Origin of the sequence: Desulfolithobacter dissulfuricans, from assembly GCF_025998535.1 — a bacterium.
GTDB classification, from domain to species: Bacteria; Desulfobacterota; Desulfobulbia; order Desulfobulbales; family Desulfobulbaceae; genus Desulfolithobacter; species Desulfolithobacter dissulfuricans.
Genome location: NZ_AP024233.1, coordinates 3,244,710 through 3,261,819, shown reverse-complemented (window position 1 = coordinate 3,261,819; position 17,110 = coordinate 3,244,710). Strand labels below are relative to the sequence as shown.

16 protein-coding genes and 1 pseudogene are annotated in these 17,110 nt (G+C 59.7%); 5 read left to right on the top strand and 12 right to left on the bottom strand.

Translation table 11 applies throughout. The features are described 5' to 3' along the window. Positions 1-21: 21 nt before the first annotated feature. Genes GF1_RS14595 through GF1_RS14580 form a run of 4 tightly spaced genes read right to left on the bottom strand, consistent with a single transcriptional unit; the run spans position 22 to position 3,987 of the window. A complete protein-coding gene (locus GF1_RS14595; protein WP_267927286.1) occupies positions 22-1,350 on the bottom strand; it encodes an APC family permease in 1,329 nt (442 codons plus the stop codon). Positions 1,351-1,355: 5 nt separating this feature from the next. Next, positions 1,356-3,248 carry an ATP-dependent zinc metalloprotease FtsH gene (ftsH, locus tag GF1_RS14590; protein ID WP_267927285.1) on the bottom strand — a complete coding sequence of 631 codons (1,893 nt, stop codon included), beginning with the start codon at positions 3,246-3,248 and terminating at the stop codon, positions 1,356-1,358. Then, positions 3,245-3,712 carry a VTT domain-containing protein gene (locus GF1_RS14585; RefSeq protein WP_267927284.1) on the bottom strand — a complete coding sequence of 156 codons (468 nt, stop codon included), beginning with the start codon at positions 3,710-3,712 and terminating at the stop codon, positions 3,245-3,247. The genes ftsH and GF1_RS14585 overlap by 4 nt, the downstream gene beginning before the upstream one ends. Then, positions 3,700-3,987, bottom strand: a complete 288-nt coding sequence (locus tag GF1_RS14580) for a hypothetical protein (RefSeq protein WP_267927283.1) — start codon at positions 3,985-3,987, stop codon at positions 3,700-3,702. Before GF1_RS14580 ends, GF1_RS14585 begins: the two co-directional genes overlap by 13 nt. 147 nt (positions 3,988-4,134) lie before the next feature. Between GF1_RS14580 and GF1_RS14575 the strand changes: the two genes are divergently transcribed. From GF1_RS14575 to GF1_RS14555, 4 genes and pseudogenes are all read left to right on the top strand, one after another. Beyond that, a complete protein-coding gene (locus GF1_RS14575; RefSeq protein WP_267927282.1) occupies positions 4,135-4,674 on the top strand; it encodes an HdeD family acid-resistance protein in 540 nt (179 codons plus the stop codon). A gap of 37 nt (positions 4,675-4,711) precedes the next feature. Then, a pseudogene (locus tag GF1_RS14570) lies at positions 4,712-5,700 on the top strand (LOG family protein). Beyond that, positions 5,697-7,088 carry an MBL fold metallo-hydrolase RNA specificity domain-containing protein gene (locus tag GF1_RS14560; protein WP_267927279.1) on the top strand — a complete coding sequence of 464 codons (1,392 nt, stop codon included), beginning with the start codon at positions 5,697-5,699 and terminating at the stop codon, positions 7,086-7,088. The pseudogene GF1_RS14570 and the gene GF1_RS14560 overlap by 4 nt, the downstream one beginning before the upstream one ends. 120 nt (positions 7,089-7,208) lie before the next feature. Next, a complete protein-coding gene (locus GF1_RS14555) occupies positions 7,209-7,685 on the top strand; it encodes an Hsp20/alpha crystallin family protein (protein ID WP_267927278.1) in 477 nt (158 codons plus the stop codon). Positions 7,686-7,814: 129 nt separating this feature from the next. Here GF1_RS14555 and recA read toward each other — a convergent pair whose 3' ends face one another. The 8 genes from recA to GF1_RS14515 form a co-directional block, all read right to left on the bottom strand. Beyond that, a complete protein-coding gene (gene recA / locus GF1_RS14550; protein ID WP_267927276.1) occupies positions 7,815-8,873 on the bottom strand; it encodes a recombinase RecA in 1,059 nt (352 codons plus the stop codon). Positions 8,874-8,943: 70 nt separating this feature from the next. Beyond that, entirely contained in the window at positions 8,944-10,266 is a 1,323-nt protein-coding gene (locus tag GF1_RS14545; protein ID WP_267927275.1) for a CinA family nicotinamide mononucleotide deamidase-related protein, read from the bottom strand. A 229-nt stretch (positions 10,267-10,495) separates the two neighbouring features. Then, positions 10,496-11,809, bottom strand: a complete 1,314-nt coding sequence (gene mtaB / locus GF1_RS14540) for a tRNA (N(6)-L-threonylcarbamoyladenosine(37)-C(2))-methylthiotransferase MtaB (RefSeq protein ID WP_267927274.1) — start codon at positions 11,807-11,809, stop codon at positions 10,496-10,498. A 21-nt stretch (positions 11,810-11,830) separates the two neighbouring features. Then, positions 11,831-12,871, bottom strand: a complete 1,041-nt coding sequence (gene mnmA, locus GF1_RS14535) for a tRNA 2-thiouridine(34) synthase MnmA (protein ID WP_267927273.1) — start codon at positions 12,869-12,871, stop codon at positions 11,831-11,833. A 160-nt stretch (positions 12,872-13,031) separates the two neighbouring features. Then, positions 13,032-13,406 (bottom strand): helix-turn-helix domain-containing protein, encoded by a 375-nt coding sequence (locus GF1_RS14530; protein ID WP_267927272.1) that lies wholly within the window; start codon positions 13,404-13,406, stop codon positions 13,032-13,034. A 264-nt stretch (positions 13,407-13,670) separates the two neighbouring features. Next, positions 13,671-14,453: a PhzF family phenazine biosynthesis protein gene (locus tag GF1_RS14525; protein WP_267927271.1), complete on the bottom strand. Its 783-nt coding sequence runs from the start codon at positions 14,451-14,453 to the stop codon at positions 13,671-13,673. Between the two features lie 51 nt (positions 14,454-14,504). Further along, complete coding sequence (locus GF1_RS14520; RefSeq protein WP_267927270.1) at positions 14,505-14,801, bottom strand: isoamylase early set domain-containing protein; 297 nt, start codon at positions 14,799-14,801, stop codon at positions 14,505-14,507. A 160-nt stretch (positions 14,802-14,961) separates the two neighbouring features. After that, a complete protein-coding gene (locus tag GF1_RS14515; RefSeq protein WP_267927269.1) occupies positions 14,962-15,723 on the bottom strand; it encodes a TatD family hydrolase in 762 nt (253 codons plus the stop codon). Positions 15,724-15,817: 94 nt separating this feature from the next. Between GF1_RS14515 and GF1_RS14510 the strand changes: the two genes are divergently transcribed. Continuing rightward, the gene (locus tag GF1_RS14510; protein ID WP_267927268.1) at positions 15,818-17,083 is read left to right on the top strand and encodes a peptidase U32 family protein; all 1,266 of its coding nucleotides are present in this window, start codon (positions 15,818-15,820) and stop codon (positions 17,081-17,083) included. Positions 17,084-17,110: the final 27 nt, after the last annotated feature.

Below are 17,110 nucleotides of genomic sequence, written 5' to 3'. Positions count from 1 at the left end.
ATCGGTCCGTCAAAATGGTTCTCATGCCGGGCTCTGGACCGGGAAGATACGCCTGCGCTTGGAGAAGAACAGTTCTACCACGATGACCGACAGGTAGAAACAGCCAATCCAGCCCAGGCTCTCCGGACTCGAGCGGTAGAGGTAGTACATGAGGGTCAGCCACGAGATCGTGGTCAGGGCTAACCCGGAGAGAGGTATTCCCGTGGTCAGGCCGATCCGGTGGCGGAGCCGGAAGGCGGTCAGGTTGATGGCCGCGAAGATGAGCAGAAAGGTAGAGCTGGCAAAGGAGGAGATGATGGTCAGGTCGGCAATGTTGACAAAGAACAGGGTCAGAACGGTGATAATGATCAGACTGACCCAGGGAATGTTGTTCTGACGCCGCCGGAAGCCGAAGACCCGGGGCAGGGCCTTTTCCGTCGCCATCACCATGCCGAGCCGGGCGGTGCCGAACATGGTGGCGTTGATGGCCGAGGCCGTGGAAAACAGCGCCGCCAGGCCGATGAGGAGAAAGCCGGCCTGGCCGAGGAAGGGTTTGGCCGCCTCGGCCAGGGCGTATTCCTTGTACTTGTTGATCTCTTCAGGCAGCAGGTTGCCCACCGCCACCAGCGAGACCAGCAGGTAGACCCCGATGGTCAGGGCTATGGACCAGATAATGCCCAGGCGCAGATTTCGGTCCGGGTCCTCCATTTCATGCACCGCGTTGGGGATCAGTTCGAATCCCTCGTAGGCCACGAAGATGAGCGCCGCCCCCATGAACAGCCCTCCCACGCCCTTGTTGAACAGGGGCAGCAGATAGTCGGTCCGGGCATAGAACAGGCCGATGATTCCAAAGAGAAGCAGGATCAGCATCTTGACGGTGACAATGATCAGCTCGCTGGTACCGGACGCCTTGACCCCGTACAGGTTGATGCCGAAAAAGGCCAGCAGGATCAGGGATTCCAGCAGGTGATGCATTGCCGGCATGTCGGTGCCGAGCATGGCCGAGCCGTAGACCGCAAAGGTGTAGCTGTAGAGCGCCATGGTGCCCACGTATCCGAGCAGGAGGAGCCAGCCGCCGATCCCGGCCAGGTTCTGATTGGTGAAAGCGTGTTCGAGATAGGTGAAGCTGCCGCCGTCGGAGCGGAATCTGAGCCCGAGCCGACCATAGCAGAGCCCGGTGAGCATGGCGATCACCCCGCCCAGGACAAAGGCAAGCGGTGCGGCATGACCGGCCTGGGCAATGGCCAGACCGAGGACGGAGAAAATCCCGCCGCCCACCATGCCGCCCACGCCCATGGCGATCACTTCCTTAAGGCTCAGCAGTTCCGCAGGTTCCTCGGGCGCTCTTTTCTTCAATTCCCGGCCGGTCATGACCGTTATTTATCGCTCGAATGTTTCTCGATGATCTCCTTGACCACTTCGCCGTCCAGGACCTCCTTTTCCTCAAGGGTGGACGCCAGGGCGTCCAGGGCGGCCCGGTTTTCGGTGAGGATGTTCCGGGCCCGGGCATGGCCCTCTTCCACCAGCTCGCGGCATTCCTCGTCGATTATCCGGGCAGTTTCCTCGGAATAGTTGCGTTCTTCATGGTCCTCGCCGCCCAGGAACTGCAGCTGGTGATGCTTGCCATAGGTGAGTGGGCCGAGTTTCTTGCTCATGCCCAGCCGGGTGATCATGGAGCGGGCGATCTCCGAGGCCCGTTCCAGGTCGTTGGAGGCCCCGCTCGACACGTCGCCGAAGATCAGCTCCTCGGCCACGCGGCCGCCGAGCAGGATGGCGATCTGATCCTTGAGTTCCTGTTCCGTGGAAAGGAACTTTTCATCCACCGGCAGCTGCAGGGTGTAGCCCAGGGCCGCCACGCCCCTGGGAATGATGGATACCTTGTGTACCGGTTCGCCGGTGGGGACGGTCTCCGCCACTAGGGCATGTCCTGATTCGTGGTAGGCAACCCGGTGTTTTTCTTCCGGGTTGAGGGCCCGGTTTTTCTTCTCCGGCCCGGCGATGACCCGGTCGATGGCTGCCTCGAAATCACGCATGGTGACCTTGTCATGGTTCTGACGGATGGCCTGTATGGCGGCCTCGTTGCAGATGTTTTCCAGGTCGGCGCCGACAAAGCCGGGCGTACGCTGGGCCACCACGTGGAGATCCACGTCGTCGGCCAGTTGCATCTTGGAGGCATAGAGCTTGAGGATAGCCTCCCGGTCCTTGAGGTCGGGTTTGTCCACCAGGACCTGGCGGTCGAACCGGCCGGCCCGGAGCAGGGCCTTGTCCAGGATTTCCGGCCGGTTTGTGGCCGCCATGACCACCACGCCGGTGGAGGAATCAAAGCCGTCCATCTCGGTGAGCAGCTGGTTGAGGGTCTGCTCCCGTTCATCGTGGCCACCCATCACCGGTCCGGCCCCGCGGGCCCGGCCGATGGCATCGATCTCGTCGATGAAGATGATGCAGGGTGCATGTTTGCGGGCCTGCTCGAAGAGTTCCCGTACCCGGGCCGCGCCGACACCGACAAACATTTCGATGAACTCGGAGCCGGAAATGTTGAAAAAGGGCACATCGGATTCACCGGCCACGGCCCGGGCCAGCAGAGTCTTGCCGGTACCTGGGGGGCCCACCATGAGCACGCCCTTGGGCATCCGGGCGCCCAGCTTCTGGATCTTGCTTGGATCTTTGAGGAAATTAACGATCTCCTTGAGTTCCTGCTTGGCCTCCTCGGCCCCGGCCACGTCGTCAAAGGTGACCTTGGGTGCATCGTCGGGGTGGATGTGGATCTTGTTGCCGATATTGAGAAAACCACGCCCCATATTGCCCATGCGCTTGGCCATGGCCCCCCAGAGGAAGAAGAGCAGGCCAAAGGGCAGCACCCAGTTGAAGAAGAAGTTGGCCAGGTAGTTGTTGGATTGGCGGACAGTGAACTTGACCCCTTTCTTTTCCAGGGATTCGGCCAGGTCCGGATTCCAGGACAGCGGAACGGTGATGAAGCGGCGCTGTTTGCCGGTCCGTTCGTCACGCAGGGTCAGGGTTCCGGTGATCACCTTGTCGGTGACCACGGCCTCGGCCACCTGGCCGTTGTTCACGTATTCAAGAAATTGCGAATAGGGAATCTCTTCCTGCTTGACCTGCTGGTACCCCTGGTAGAGCTGGAAGGAGACCATGATGAAAATCAGGTAGAGCAGAAACGTGAAGCCCGGGCTCTGCCAGAACTTCTCCTGGGTGGTCTTGTTGATTTCGATGTCAGGTTTTTTTCCGTTCCCGATGAAATTTGTCTGTTTCATGATGGCTTCCTGTCATTCCCTGTGAGAAGTTTTCGCTGTGCAAATCGGATGGTGAGGCAAATACAGATAAACAATAATGCAAGTCCCAGGATACGCAATGTAATATGTGTGGAGCTGAGGGTGGAAGTGCCCGAGGTAGCCCGGGTGACATGGGCGGCGGTATAGCCGAAATAGTTGAGCAGCAGGCAAATGGGGATTGCGCCCAGGTTTCCGATAAAAAATGGAGTAAATTGCACTCCGGCAGCTCCCAGAGCCTCGCACAGGGGCGCGGCGGGCAGGGGAAGCAACCGGATGAGGATCTGGACGCCGGGTCCGGCGTTTCGGGCTTTCTGGACGATCATGTGGAGATGGGGCCGTTTTTCGAGCGAGCGGGCCACCCGTTCGGCCAGCAGGATCCGGCCAAGAAACCAGGCCAGGGTGGAGTTCAACGTGGCCCCGGTCAGGACGATGATCAGCCCGGGCATGAGGCCGTACAGGGTCCCCCGACAAAGGCGAACAGGGTCTGGGTCACGCCGATGAGCGGCAGCACGGTCATGGCGGCCAGAAAGACCAGCATGCCGGTGAGTCCCAGGGAGCCGATCCAGGCTTCGAACTGGGCCGTGTGGGCCCGGGCGATGGAACCGATGGCGGAAAAGAGGGAAAAGACCAGGATAACCACCAGCAGCTGTCTGAAAAGGTGGTGGCTGGCGATATCACGGAAAGAGGCCATTTTTCGGGAAAGGTTCACGGGACGCGGCATACTGCACACCATACCTGCCCAGGTTCTGATGTTCAAGGCCGGGACCGATGTGCTGACCTTGACAAGAGTCTGACTCGATTACTATGGAGTATAAAAGAGGGGCGTCACCAGGCGCCAGGACACAATAACGGACAAGGAGGAAGAGCGATGCGCAGCGTATCCCTGGATATCTTCATGGACGGTCGGACCCGCAGGGCGACCATTATCACCGGTGTTGTTCTGCTGGTTCTGGGCCTGATCGGGGTGATCATGCCCCAGGTGATCACCGTGGCCATTTCCCTGCTGATTTCTTTTCTGCTGGTGCTCAGCGGGGTGGTGGTCGCCTACCTGACCTGGATCAACTATTCCCGCACCGCCCTGGCCTGGCTCAAGCCTTTTCTGCTCATTGCCCTGGGGCTGCTGATCGGCCTCTATCCCGCAGCCGGCGCCGCGGCACTGGGGTTGGTACTCATCATCTATTTCCTCCTCGACGGCTTTGCCTCCATCAGCTTTTCTTTTGTTCTGCGGCCCCTGCCCGGCTGGGGCTGGACCCTGTTCAACGGTATACTCTCCATGATCATGGCCGGCGTGTTTCTGGTCAGCTGGCCATTTTCCGCCATGTGGCTGGTGGGGGTCCTGGTCGGGATCAGCCTGATGGTGGATGGCCTTGCCCTCCTGATGCTCGGACTCTCGGCCCGTAAATTCTAATCAGGCTGCCCTGCCCACAACCTTCTGGAGTGTACCGATGAAAAAAAGAACCAGGCACAGCCGGAAGCGGGAAATACCCGCCCCGGCCCATCCCCATTTCCGTTCCACTCCCCTGCCGTGGCACCTGCCCAAAGACCTGCAGGATGACCCTCAGGCCCTGTCCCGGGTTGAAACCATCATGCAGAGCCCGGGCTATCGCCAGGCAGATGAAGATCCGGATTTCCTCAAACGGTACGAGACCCGCGGGGTGCGGCTGCAGATCGATTACCTCAAGCCTGAACTGCTCCTGGAGGAGCACCGGGTGGGGCATACCATTGTCGCCTTTGGATCCACCAGGATCCCGGAACCGGCCGCGGCCCGGCGACGGGTGGAGAAGCTGGAGCAGGAGGTTGCCGAGCATCCCCGGGACAAGGGGCTGGCGCGGCAGCTGGAAATCGCCCGCCGGCTGGAGGCCAAAAGCCGCTATTACGAGGTGGCCCGCGAGTTTGGCCGTCTGGTGGGCAATGCCGGGACCGGGCCCGAGGACTGCCGGCTCATCCTGATCACCGGCGGCGGTCCCGGGATCATGGAGGCGGCCAACCGGGGCTCCTATGACGTGGGGGCCAAGTCGGCCGGGCTCAACATCACCCTGCCCCATGAACAGTTTCCCAACCCCTACATTACCCCGGAACTCTGTTTCCGGTTCCATTATTTCGCCATCAGAAAGATGCACTTCCTGCTGCGGGCCAAGGCCCTGGTGGCCTTTCCCGGCGGCTTCGGGACCCTGGACGAGCTGTTCGAGGCCCTGACCCTGATCCAGACCCGCAAGATCGCCCCCCTGCCGGTGGTCCTGGTGGGGAGGAGTTCTGGCGGCAGACCGTGGATGTGGACTTTCTGGTGGACGAGGGAGTGATCGATCCCGAGGACCGGGATTTGTTCTGGTATGCCGAGGAGGCCGAAGAGGTCTGGCAGGGCATCCTGGAATGGCACGAGAAAAACGACAGCCCGCTCCTGGCCGGGCCGGAGTGCCGGGGGAGGAAAAAATGAAGATATCATTCCATGGCGCCACCAGGGGAGTAACCGGTTCCTGTCATCTCGTCACCTGCCGGGGCCGCCGGATCCTGATCGACTGTGGTATGTACCAGGGTGGCCGGGAGATCGAAGAGGAAAACCGCGGGGATTTCGGTTTTGATCCGTCCACCGTGGATTATCTTCTCCTGACCCATGCCCATCTCGACCATTGCGGCCGGATTCCGCTGCTGGTGGAGCGCGGTTTCCGGGGCGAGATCATCACCACCGGGGCCACCCGCGAACTGGCCCGGCTGGTCATGCTGGACGCGGCCCACATCCAGGAGGAAGATGCCCGCTGGAAGTCGAAAAAAGCCGCCCGGCACGGCCGACGGGCAGAGGATATCAAGCCTCTCTACACTACCCTGGACGCCCTGAATGCCCTGGATTATTTCGGTCGCACCGCCCGGTACAACAAGCCCCTCAAACTGTGGGACGGTATCCAGGCCACCTTCATCGATGCCGGCCATATCCTGGGCTCGGCAAGTATTGTCCTGGAGCTCGAGGAAAAAGGGTGTCGGAAAAAAGTACTCTTCTCCGGCGATCTGGGTTATCCGGATCGGCCCATTCTTCGCGATCCCGCCCATCCGCCGCCGGTGGACGTGGTGGTCATGGAGACCACCTATGGTGACCGGGAACACAAACAGCTGCTGCCCTCGGTCCAGGAACTCTACGAGGCTATCATGTCCACCTTTCGCCGGGGTGGTAACGTGGTGATCCCCACCTTTGCCCTGGAGCGGTCCCAGGAGGTCCTCTATTACCTCCGGGAAGGGGTAGAAAAGGGGGATCTTCCCGGGATCATGCAGGTTTTCCTCGATTCGCCCATGGCGATTTCGGCCACCCGGATTTTCAGCCGCCACCCCGAGTGTTTCGACAGGGAAGCCTACCGTATTTTCCATGACGGCCGCGATCCCTTTGACCTGCCGGGGCTGCAGTTTACCCGCGAAACCAGCGAGTCCATGGCCATCAACGCCATCCGGGGCGGGGCTGTGATCATGGCCGGTTCCGGCATGGCCACCGGCGGCCGGGTCCGCCATCACCTCAAGCATAATCTCTGGCGGAAGCGGTGCAGCGTGATCTTTGTCGGCTACGCGGCCCGGGGCACCCTGGCCCGGCAGATCATCGACGGGGCCAGGGAGGTGAAGATCTTTGGCGAAGTGATCCCGGTCGAGGCCTCGATTTACACCATCGGCGGTTTTTCCGCCCATGCCGGACGCAGCCAGCTGCTGGAGTGGTTTCGCCGTACCGGTGATCCGGAGCATGTCTTCCTGGTCCACGGTGAAGAGGAGGCCATGGAGAGTTTCGCCCGCACCCTGGGCCACAGGCATACCTGCATGCCGGGGCAGCATGAGACGTATCAGCTTTGAATTTTTTCACTGGTACAGGGCGGGAGATCTTGACATGCTCCTTTGTCTGCTTATTTTGTAACCAGTTGGAATTGAGTGATTTCCATTCAATCCAAAAACTCTGGGACAAGGAGGTGTGTCATGGGAAAGAAGAAAGATAAGGGAGAACTGGTTACAAGAGAAGAGATGCAGGCTGTTTCCCCGTTTGAGGAAATGGACCGCTATTTTGAAACCTTTTTCCGTAACCCCTTCGCCATGTTGTCCAGTCCACTGATGCCGGTCCCGAAAATGGAAGGGCTCAATCCATCGGTGGATATCTACGAGGATGGCAATGAAGTGGTGGTCAAGGCCGAGTTGCCTGGCATCAACAAGGATGATCTCAACGTGACCATCACCGAAAACAGCCTGACCATCTCCGGAGAGAAGAAGCAGGAAGAGAAGGTGGACAAGAAGGATTATCACCGGATCGAGCGGAGGTACGGTTCCTTCACCCGCAGCTTCCGGCTGCCGGAAGATGTGAATGGCGACAAGGCCAAGGCTTCGTTCAAAGATGGTGTGCTGGAAATTCGCCTGCCGCGCACCAAGGAGTCCAAGCAGAAGAAAATTGCCATCGACTGATGTGGCGCGGAACCATCTGATCTTTTCTCCTTTTTAAAAATAAAAATCCCCTGTCAGAGATCTCTCTGGCAGGGGATTTTTATTTTGCTTTCCGGGGGAGAGGGGGCGGAACCAGGCTCCGGAGGTCTGCTAGGCCGGTTTGTCTTCAGCCTTGGCAGCCGGTTCGGCCATATCTTCCACCGGCAGACCGTAACCCAGCCGGATTTTCCTCTCGATTTCGCCCGCCATGTCGGGGTGTTCCTTGAGAAAGGACTTGGCATTTTCCCGTCCCTGACCGATCCGCTCATCCTGGTAGGAGTACCAGGCCCCTGACTTGTCAATGATATTGAGTTCCACTCCAAGGTCGAGCAGGTCACCCATCTTGGAGATTCCCTCGCCATAGACGATGTCGAACTCGGCCTGCTTGAACGGCGGAGCCACCTTGTTCTTGACCACCTTGACCTTGGTCCGGTTGCCGATGATATCGGTGCCGTCCTTGATCTGGGTCATGCGGCGAATGTCCAGCCGGATAGAGGAATAGAACTTGAGGGCATTGCCGCCGGTCGTTGTCTCCGGGTTGCCGAACATGACCCCGATCTTCATCCGGATCTGGTTGATGAAGATCAGGGCAGTGTTGGTCCGCTTGAGCACCCCGGTGAATTTCCGCATGGCATGGGACATGAGCCGGGCCTGCAACCCCACGTGCTGGTCTCCCACATTGCCATCGATCTCGGCCCGGGGTACCAGGGCGGCCACCGAGTCGATAACCACCACATCCACGCCGCCGGAACGGATCAGTATTTCGGCAATCTCCAGGGCCTGTTCACCGAAGTCGGGCTGGGATACCAGCAGGTTGTCCACGTCCACGCCGAGGCGTTCGGCATAGGCGGTATCCAGGGCGTGCTCCGCGTCGATGAAGGCGGCCGTGCCGCCGCGCCGCTGGGCCTCGGCAATGACATGCAGGGCCAGGGTGGTCTTGCCCGAGGATTCCGGGCCATAGATCTCGGTTACCCGGCCACGGGGCAGTCCGCCTACCCCCAGGGCAATGTCGATGGACAGGGCACCGGTGGGGATGACCGGGATATTCTCCCGCTCGTTGGAACCCAGTCGCATGATGGATCCCTTGCCGAACTGGCGCTGGATCTGGGTGATGGCGTTGTCCACGCTTTTGAGTTTGCCGTCCTTTATCTGCTGAGCCGTCTGGGCCATATTCCATGTCTCCTTGTATGTAACAGTACGTTCCGGTAATCTTGTCGCGTGTCGGTCATGCGGCTGGAAGTCAATACTCTCTGTTGCCGGTACACTGAGTTGTGTCGTCGTCGACCAGTTCCCGGACCGGTGGTTCCGGGAACTGTGGTCCGCGAGCCTTTCTCTCGTCCAGCAGGGTCCGCCGCACCATGTCCAGGCCGGTCATGGCGGCGTGCTCCTGGATAGCCTTGCGGTTGCCGGAAAACCGGTAGAGATGGGTCGAGATGTTCCCGTCAAAGCCCAGCCCGAAATAGACCGTGCCCACAGGTTTTTCCTCACTCCCGCCGGTGGGTCCGGCAATGCCGGTGACCGACAGGGTAACCGGGGCCCCGGTACACCGGCCGATACCACGGGCCATGGCCTCGGCCACCGGGTCGGAAACCGCTCCATACCGGATCAGCAGGTCATGGTCCACCTGGAGCAGGGACTCCTTGACGCTGTTGGCATAGGCCACCACTCCGCCGGTGAACCAGTTCGAGCAGCCTGGTATCTCGGTGATTTTACTGGCAATCAGGCCGCCAGTGCAGGACTCGGCCACCCCGATGGTCCGATCGCTCTCCTGGAGCAGTCTGCCCACCACCATGGCCATGGTTTCCCGGTCGATGCCATAGATGGCGTCCCCCAGGATCCGGGTGATGGCGCTGTCCATTTCCTCGAATAACCGCCGGGCCTCGTCATCGTCCCGGCCGAGGATGGTCAGGCTGACATGGACCTCGCAGTCCACGGGATAGTAGCCGATCTTGACCCGCTTTGTCTTCTCGATATCACTGAGCAACCGGTTGATTTCCAGCTCCGGCAGGCCGAAAGTGCGGTAGACTCGGAGCCGGACATGCTTGCGGTTGTTGCCGGTCCAGGTGGCCAGCCGGGGCAGGACCTCCTCCACCAGCAGATGTTTCATCTGCGAGGGCACGCCGGGCAGGAAAAAAATGGGCACGCCATCATGGACAAGCATGTAGCCGGCCATGCGTTTGTCGGTGAGGATCTCGGCCCCCTCCGGCAGCCAGGCAAGTTTCTCCAGCCCGTTGTCCTGGTTGTGGTTTTCGCGCAGCCGGGCCCGGATTTTTTCCAGCAGCTCCGGGTAGAGGATGGACTGCCGGTTCAGGGCCCGGGTGACCGCTTCGTTGGTCAGGTCATCGGTGGTGGAGCCCAGCCCGCCGGTGACAATGACGAAATCGGCCCGCCGGATGGCGCGCTTGAGTGCTTCGCCGATGAGCTCCGGCGTGTCGCCGATGGTGTGCATGGCCACAATTTCATGGCCGGCTGCAAAGAGATGGTGCGCCGCAAACCGGCTGGTGGTGTTGGCGATGCGCCCGGAGGTCAGTTCGTCACCAATGGCTATGATTTCTCCAATCATCTGTATCGGGCCCGGGAATCTGGTTAGGGATGGTATGCAGCTGCCACTTCAAGTGGTATCTTACCAGTCACCCGGGTTTAAGGCCACCCTGAAAAATTGTCTTTTCGCCCGATAACTGCGTCACCGACGCAATGAAAAATGCTCGCATATGCCCGAATATGCGCTATTTTTTAATTTCTCCGCTCCTTGTTCCCGAACGAAAATTCTCATTTTTAAGGGCAACCTTGATTCAAGTGTGCTGTTCCTCCAGTATGCCGTGAACGTGGCCGTCGCCCGGATGGTCGAGGCGCACCGTGACCACCGAGCGGACCAGGCGGTCCGGGCCTTTGAGCTGCACCGGGATGTAATTGTCACTGAATCCCTGCAGCAGGCCGGTTTTTTTGTTGCGGCGTTCCACCAGTACTTCCACGGTCCGTCCCAGATGGTTGCGGTAGAATTCCTGCCGTTTCAGCTGGTCGAGCTCGCGCAGTCTCCGGACCCGTTCATCCTTGATGTCTTTTGGCACCTGATTCTCCATCCTGGCCGCCAGGGTGCCGGGCCGTCGGGAATAGGGGAAGACGTGCAGGTAGGTGAGGGGCAGGTTGTGCAGCAGGTTGTAGGTGTTTTCGGCCGCGCGGTCGGTCTCGCCGGGAAATCCGCCCAGGACATCGCAGCCGATGGCGGCATGGGGTACGGTACCAAGGATCCGCTTGATCACGCCTACAAAGTCTTCGGCTGTGTAGCGGCGGTTCATCCGGGCCAGCACCTCGTTGTCACCGCTCTGCAGGGGGATATGGAGATGGGGCATGAAGTTCCGGTGGCCGAACAGCTCCAGGAGGGCGTCGTTCACCTCGGTGGGTTCCACCGAGCTGAGCCGGATCCGGATATGGGGAAATTCGCGGCAGAGTCGGTCGAGCAGTGAATAGATGGAGAGATCTTTTTCCTCCAGGTCCAACCCATACTTGCCGACATTGATGCCGGTAATCACCAGTTCCCGGTATCCCTGGTCATCAAACACTCTGGCCTGCCTGAGGATCTCGTCCATTGCCATGCTGCGGCTGCGGCCCCTGGTATAGGGCACAATGCAGTAGGAGCAGAAGTTGTTGCAGCCGTCCTGGATCCGCAGATAGGCCCTGGTCCGGCCACTCATCCGCCTGACCGGCAGGTGGCAGATCTCTTTTCTGGTGGAGATATCGGTCATCAGCATGGAGAGGTCACTCTGCTCCCTGGCCAGGGCCGCATCCACCAGGAGGTGTTTATTGCCGTTGCCGATAATACAGACATCCCGGTCGACGATATCCAGGATCTCCCGGGAACAGATCTGGGCATAGCAGCCGGTGATGATCAGTCTGGCATCCGGGTTGGCGCGCATGGCTCGGCGGATCATCTGGCGCGACTGCTGTCCGGCCCGGCCGGTAACCGCGCAGGTGTTGATGACATAGACGTCGGCGTCCGAGGAAAAGGGAACCAGGTCGCAGCCCCGCTCCTCGAAACCGGAAATGAACGAGGCTGATTCGTACTGGTTGACCTTGCAGCCCAGGGTGGTTATGGCAATCTTTTTCATGTGGTGAAAAAAGTCAGATTCTCAGGTTGAGGATTCAGGAGGGATAGCGATAATCCCGCTGCCCACCAGTCGGTCCTCTTCATAAAAGGCGGCAAACTGTCCCGGGGTGATGGCCCGCTGCGGGCTCTGGAAGGTCGCACGCCAGCCCCGGGGAGTTCTGGTCACGGTGGCCGGGGCCGGCTGGTGGCGGGAGCGGAGCTGAATGAGACCTTCCCACGGCATGGTCCGCGCCAGGGCCCATTCCACCTGACAGAGATCGATGCTCTGGCGCCAGAGTTCCTCATCCTTGCCAACGATCACCTGGTTGTGTCGGCCGTCCAGGGCAACCACGTACCAGGGCGTGGCATCGGGGATGCCGAGACCGCGGCGCTGGCCGATGGTGTACTTCCATATTCCCCGGTGGGTGCCGAGCACCCGGCCCCGGGTATCGACAATATCTCCGGGCAGCTCCGGACCGCCATGTTGGCGGAGAAACTCGGCCACGCTGCAGTGGCTGAGGAAGCAGACGTCCTGGCTTTCCTTTTGCTGGCGAAAGCCGCTGAGCCCCAGCTCCTCGGCCAGATCATAGACCTGTTTCTTGTGCAGCTCCCCAAGCGGGAAGAGGATCCGCGACAGCCGCTCCGGCCGGATCCGGCAGAGGAAATAGGACTGATCCTTGCGCTGGTCCCGGCCCCGTCGGATCACCGGCCTGTCCCCGTCCGTGGCTATACGGGCGTAATGGCCGGTGGCGCCCCGCTCCATGCCATGTTCCTGCATGATATCCAGGAGAGAACCGAACTTGATCTCACGGTTGCAGCGGATACATGGATTGGGGGTCTGGCCATCCTGGTAGGTGGAGAGAAAGTAGTCGATGACCGTGTCGGTGAAAACCTGGTCCATGTCCACCAGATGCAGGGGGATCCCCAGCATGTCGGCAACTTGCCCGACCCGGCGGATCTGGTCCTCCTGGTTCGGAACCGGCAACCGCATGAAAAAACCGTGCACCTCATGACCCTGCCTGCGCAGGAGCGCCGCTCCTGTGCTGGAGTCAACGCCACCGCTCATGGCCATACCGATTTTCATGGGCAACTCTGAATCTGTCGTGGGTTAGACGGATACCGGGGACTTTTCCACGGGGCGGGAAAGGGAACTGAAAGGAGCAGGCAGCGCCGGGTAGCCTCGGGCTTCGGGCTGTTTTCAAGACCGCTGAAAATGTCCTGTGCGAGCGGCTCTCACTGGTCTGTCAGAGGAGCGAGGCAAGAACTTCGCAGTTGCGACATACTTCCATCTTGCCTTTCCAGTCTTTGTCCACCGTGCAGTCACACTGGGTACCGCTGAGGAACCAGCAGAGATGGCCTGCCTGAAATTCCCAGGCCGGGCAGTTTTTCTTGTTGGAACATTTTTTCTGGGTCCAGCAATCCTTCCGTTTCCTGGGCTGATCCTTCTGGCGACGGTTGACAAGCAGGAAATAGACCTGCCGTTCGACGTGCAGGGGAACGGAACGCCAGCCCTGCTCATAACTCTGCACCGCCTTGAGGGAAACTCCAAGGAGCTGAGCAAGCTGTTTCTGGGTCTTGCCAAGAATGGATCTAGCTTTGGAAAACTGTTCTTTGTTCATGACTGGTCCGCATGGTGAAAGATAGTGGTTACCATTACTCGTGTACTACAGTGTGTCACAAAGAGCAAGAATTTTATTACAGTTTTTCTTAGAAGCAGAATATAAAAATCAGGCGGGGGAAACGGGAAAAAAGTTGTTTCTGAACCAGATGGTCGGGAGCATCTCTAAACTGAAAAGAGTGGATTGTCAAGAAAAGTTCGAATAGAAAAAATTGATGTTTTCTATTTGTGCTCTTTATCGGCAAAATCGGGCCCGAAATTTATGTCAGAGGTGGATGGTTCCCGAGAGGTAGAGGGTGGCCCGACCGCCGATCAGAACCCGCTCCCCGGCCATTTCGCACAGTAGCTCTCCGCCCCGGGCCGAGATCTGGCGGGCGTGGAGTTTTTTCCGTTCCAGCCGGTGGGCCCAGTAGGGGATGAGAGTACAGTGGGCCGAGCCGGTGACCGGGTCCTCGTCAATGCCGGCGGCCGGGGCAAAGCAGCGGGAGACAAAGTCCACCTCCTCTCCGGGGGCCGTGGCGATCACCGCCAGGCAGTCCAGGGTGGCCAGCCGGACAAAGTCGGGCTTCAGGCTCCGAACTTCCTCCTCGCTGTTGAAAATGGTCAGCAGGTCCCGTGATTTGTAGACCGCCAGCGGTGCCTGGCCAAGCCCTTCCACCAACCCTGCCGGAATCTCGACGGACTGGGCCGGACGGGCTGGAAAATCGAGCACATAGAGGTCGTTCTCCGATCGCTCCACGGCCAAAGGACCGCTCATGGTCTGAAACTGCACCCGGTCGGTGGGGATGAGTTCCTGTGCAAAAAGGACGGCCGCGGCGGCCAGGGTGGCGTGACCGCAGAGATCCACCTCCATGGACGGGGTGAACCAGCGCAGGCGCCAGTCAGCCCCATCCCGGCTCAGAAAGGCGGTTTCCGAGTGGCGGTTTTCCGCCGCGATGGCCTGGAGGGTGGAGTCTGCGGGCCACCCTTCCAGCAGGCAGACACCGGCCGGGTTACCCTTGAAGACCTGATCGGTAAAGGCATCGACATGAAAATAGGGGATATCCATACTGGATACTCAATTTAGGGAGTAGTAAGGTGTTGTGTTCGGGCCGGTGGATCAGAGTTCGACCACCGAGTTTTGTTCACCGAACTCGTTGGCCACGTATCGGTCTGCCGCCGGATCGTTAACCCAGGTGGTATTGTCCAGCACATAGCGGTAGCCGTATGACTGGCCCGCCGGCAGGGTGATGGTCACCGAAAAGGAGCCATCTTTCAGTTTTTTCATCGGGGTGGCGTCGGTGGACCACTGGTTGAAATCTCCGGCCAGGACCGCAGTTTTTGCCTGTTCTTCGTTGGGATACTTGAAGGTCACCCGACAACGGCGCCCTGTCTTGGTGTAATTTTTCTTCAGCATGGCACTATCCTCCTTCTCGAACGGACTGGTTTGTTGCTGATGAGTGTAGCTGTAAAGTAGAGCACCGGGAGGATAAGTCAACTGTTTAGAGCTGATAAATCGTCTATCTGTTCGCCTGTAATTTGCGGATGATACCTGGCCGATCTTAGGAGAAATGTTTTCATATGCCGTACAGTGCTCGACTGTTTTCCCGGGCCGCGGCCAGAACCTCTTCCACGGGAATGCGTTTCAGCTCGGCCACCGCTTTTGCAGCCACCAGGATATTGGCCGGTTCATTGCGGATTCCCGGTTCCGGGCCCAGCACCGGGCTGTCGGTTTCCAGGAGCAGGCTGGCCAGGGGCAGGTGGCGGGCCAGTTTCTGTTTCTGGCGCGAACGGACAATCGACGGAGGAATGGAAAAATACCAGCCCGCTTCCACCGCTGGCCGGGCCGCGGACCATTTGCCGTCAAAGGCGTGCAGGTGCACCTTCTCCGCCTTTTCGTCCAGGAGCATGGCCACCACATGGCGCCCGGCGGAGCGGGAATGGATGTTGAGGGGAAGGTCCAGTTCCCTGGCCAGGTGGATAAACGCAGCAAAGACCTGGCGCTGCAGCCGCCGTTCTTCGTCCTCCTTTGCCAGCCGGTAATCCAGCCCCACCTCGCCGATGGCGACCAGCCGGTCCGCCGCAGCCCGTATGAGAGCTGTCATCTGGTCACACGCTTCCAGGGAGACACAGCCGGGATAGAGCCCGGCCGCCGGGAGGATCATCGGGTGGCTCCCTGCCAGCTCCAGGTTGCGAAGGGCGTCTTCGATGGTCTCGGACACCGCAATGACAGCCTGGACGCCCTTTGTCGCAGCCCGGGCCAGAACCTCTTCCCGGTCCGGATCAAAATTCCGGTCGCCCAGATGGGTGTGGGTGTCGATGATGGTGATGTCAGCCATGGTTGAGAACTCCTGCCGGGGCCGGGCACAGCGCTGGACTTTCCCGGCCAATTACGGTACCTCTCTTACCAATTCTATCCCGTAGAGGTACACCATGACACTGGAAAAACAGAGTAAAAAAAATATCAGGCTGCCCGAGCTGCTGGCCCCGGCCGGGAATTTCGAGAAACTGGTCACCGCTATCCATTACGGGGCCGATGCCGTCTACCTGGGCGGCAGGAACTACAGCCTGCGGGCCCGGGCCGGTAATTTTGATGACCAGGGGATGCGCCAGGCCACGGCCTATGCCCATGAACATGGGGTCCGGGTCTATGTCACGGTCAACATCTTTGCCCATAACCGAGATTTTGCCGGCCTGGCGGAGTATCTTCGTTTCCTGGCCGACATCGGCGTGGACGGGCTGATCATCGCCGATCCCGGTATCCTCCTCACCGCCAGGGAGACGGTACCGGAGATGGTGCTTCACCTGTCCACCCAGGCCAATGTCACCAATGCGGCCAGTGCCCGTTTCTGGGCCATGCAGGGGGTGCGGCGGCTCAACCTTGCCCGGGAGCTGGGCATCGGGGAGATCCGCCAGATCAGGGATGCCACCGACGTGGAACTGGAGATTTTTGTCCATGGCGCGCTCTGTATCTCCTATTCAGGCCGCTGCATGCTCTCCAACTATTTCACCGGCCGGGACGCCAACCAGGGCGACTGTGCCCATCCCTGCCGTTATTCGTATCACCTGGTTGAGGAGAAGCGGCCGGGCCAGTATTTCCCGGTGGAGGAAGACGAGCGGGGGACCTATATCTTCAACTCCCAGGATCTCTGTCTGCTGCCCCGCCTGCCCGAGCTTGTCGAGGCCGGGGTCGATTCCATCAAGATCGAGGGACGGATGAAATCCATGGGGTATGTGGGGAGCGTGGTCAGGGTCTACCGGGCGGCCCTGGACTGGATCGGTTCCCGGCTGCAGGCCGGAGAGGATCCGCGCAAAATTATTCTGCCACATAACTTTTCGGAAGAAATAGAGAAAACAGGGACCCGGGGTCAGACCCAGAATTTTTTTGATGGCCGCCCTTCAGCTGACGCCATGCTTTATGATACAATGCGTACAGCTCAGGGATTTGCGCCGGTGGGCATAGTCCGCGGGATCAGGCCGCTTGAGATCGAGACCCGCAATGTCCTCAAGACCGGTGACCGGGTTGAGTATCTTGGCCGTGGTCTGGAGACGGTTTCCTGTATCGTGACCGGCATGATCAGCGCCCGGGGCGAGGAACTGGATCGGGCCAATCCCGGCAACAGGGTGATTCTCCGAACCGAACCGGAACTGAACCAGGCAGAGGTCCACGGAATTTTACGCAAGAACATGAACCGGTGACAGAGGCGTTCAGCTTACGGATCCAGG

What these genes read in the sequence shown, in the direction of transcription:
- GF1_RS14595 (WP_267927286.1), bottom strand. Translation starts at nt 1,350, where the DNA reads ATGACCGGCCGGGAATTGAAGAAAAGAGCGCCCGAGGAACCTGCGGAA.
- ftsH (WP_267927285.1), bottom strand. Translation starts at nt 3,248, where the DNA reads ATGAAACAGACAAATTTCATCGGGAACGGAAAAAAACCTGACATCGAA.
- GF1_RS14585 (WP_267927284.1), bottom strand. Translation starts at nt 3,712, where the DNA reads ATGCCCGGGCTGATCATCGTCCTGACCGGGGCCACGTTGAACTCCACC.
- GF1_RS14580 (WP_267927283.1), bottom strand. Translation starts at nt 3,987, where the DNA reads ATGCCGCGTCCCGTGAACCTTTCCCGAAAAATGGCCTCTTTCCGTGAT.
- GF1_RS14575 (WP_267927282.1), top strand. Translation starts at nt 4,135, where the DNA reads ATGCGCAGCGTATCCCTGGATATCTTCATGGACGGTCGGACCCGCAGG.
- GF1_RS14560 (WP_267927279.1), top strand. Translation starts at nt 5,697, where the DNA reads ATGAAGATATCATTCCATGGCGCCACCAGGGGAGTAACCGGTTCCTGT.
- GF1_RS14555 (WP_267927278.1), top strand. Translation starts at nt 7,209, where the DNA reads ATGGGAAAGAAGAAAGATAAGGGAGAACTGGTTACAAGAGAAGAGATG.
- recA (WP_267927276.1), bottom strand. Translation starts at nt 8,873, where the DNA reads ATGGCCCAGACGGCTCAGCAGATAAAGGACGGCAAACTCAAAAGCGTG.
- GF1_RS14545 (WP_267927275.1), bottom strand. Translation starts at nt 10,266, where the DNA reads ATGATTGGAGAAATCATAGCCATTGGTGACGAACTGACCTCCGGGCGC.
- mtaB (WP_267927274.1), bottom strand. Translation starts at nt 11,809, where the DNA reads ATGAAAAAGATTGCCATAACCACCCTGGGCTGCAAGGTCAACCAGTAC.
- mnmA (WP_267927273.1), bottom strand. Translation starts at nt 12,871, where the DNA reads ATGAAAATCGGTATGGCCATGAGCGGTGGCGTTGACTCCAGCACAGGA.
- GF1_RS14530 (WP_267927272.1), bottom strand. Translation starts at nt 13,406, where the DNA reads ATGAACAAAGAACAGTTTTCCAAAGCTAGATCCATTCTTGGCAAGACC.
- GF1_RS14525 (WP_267927271.1), bottom strand. Translation starts at nt 14,453, where the DNA reads ATGGATATCCCCTATTTTCATGTCGATGCCTTTACCGATCAGGTCTTC.
- GF1_RS14520 (WP_267927270.1), bottom strand. Translation starts at nt 14,801, where the DNA reads ATGCTGAAGAAAAATTACACCAAGACAGGGCGCCGTTGTCGGGTGACC.
- GF1_RS14515 (WP_267927269.1), bottom strand. Translation starts at nt 15,723, where the DNA reads ATGGCTGACATCACCATCATCGACACCCACACCCATCTGGGCGACCGG.
- GF1_RS14510 (WP_267927268.1), top strand. Translation starts at nt 15,818, where the DNA reads ATGACACTGGAAAAACAGAGTAAAAAAAATATCAGGCTGCCCGAGCTG.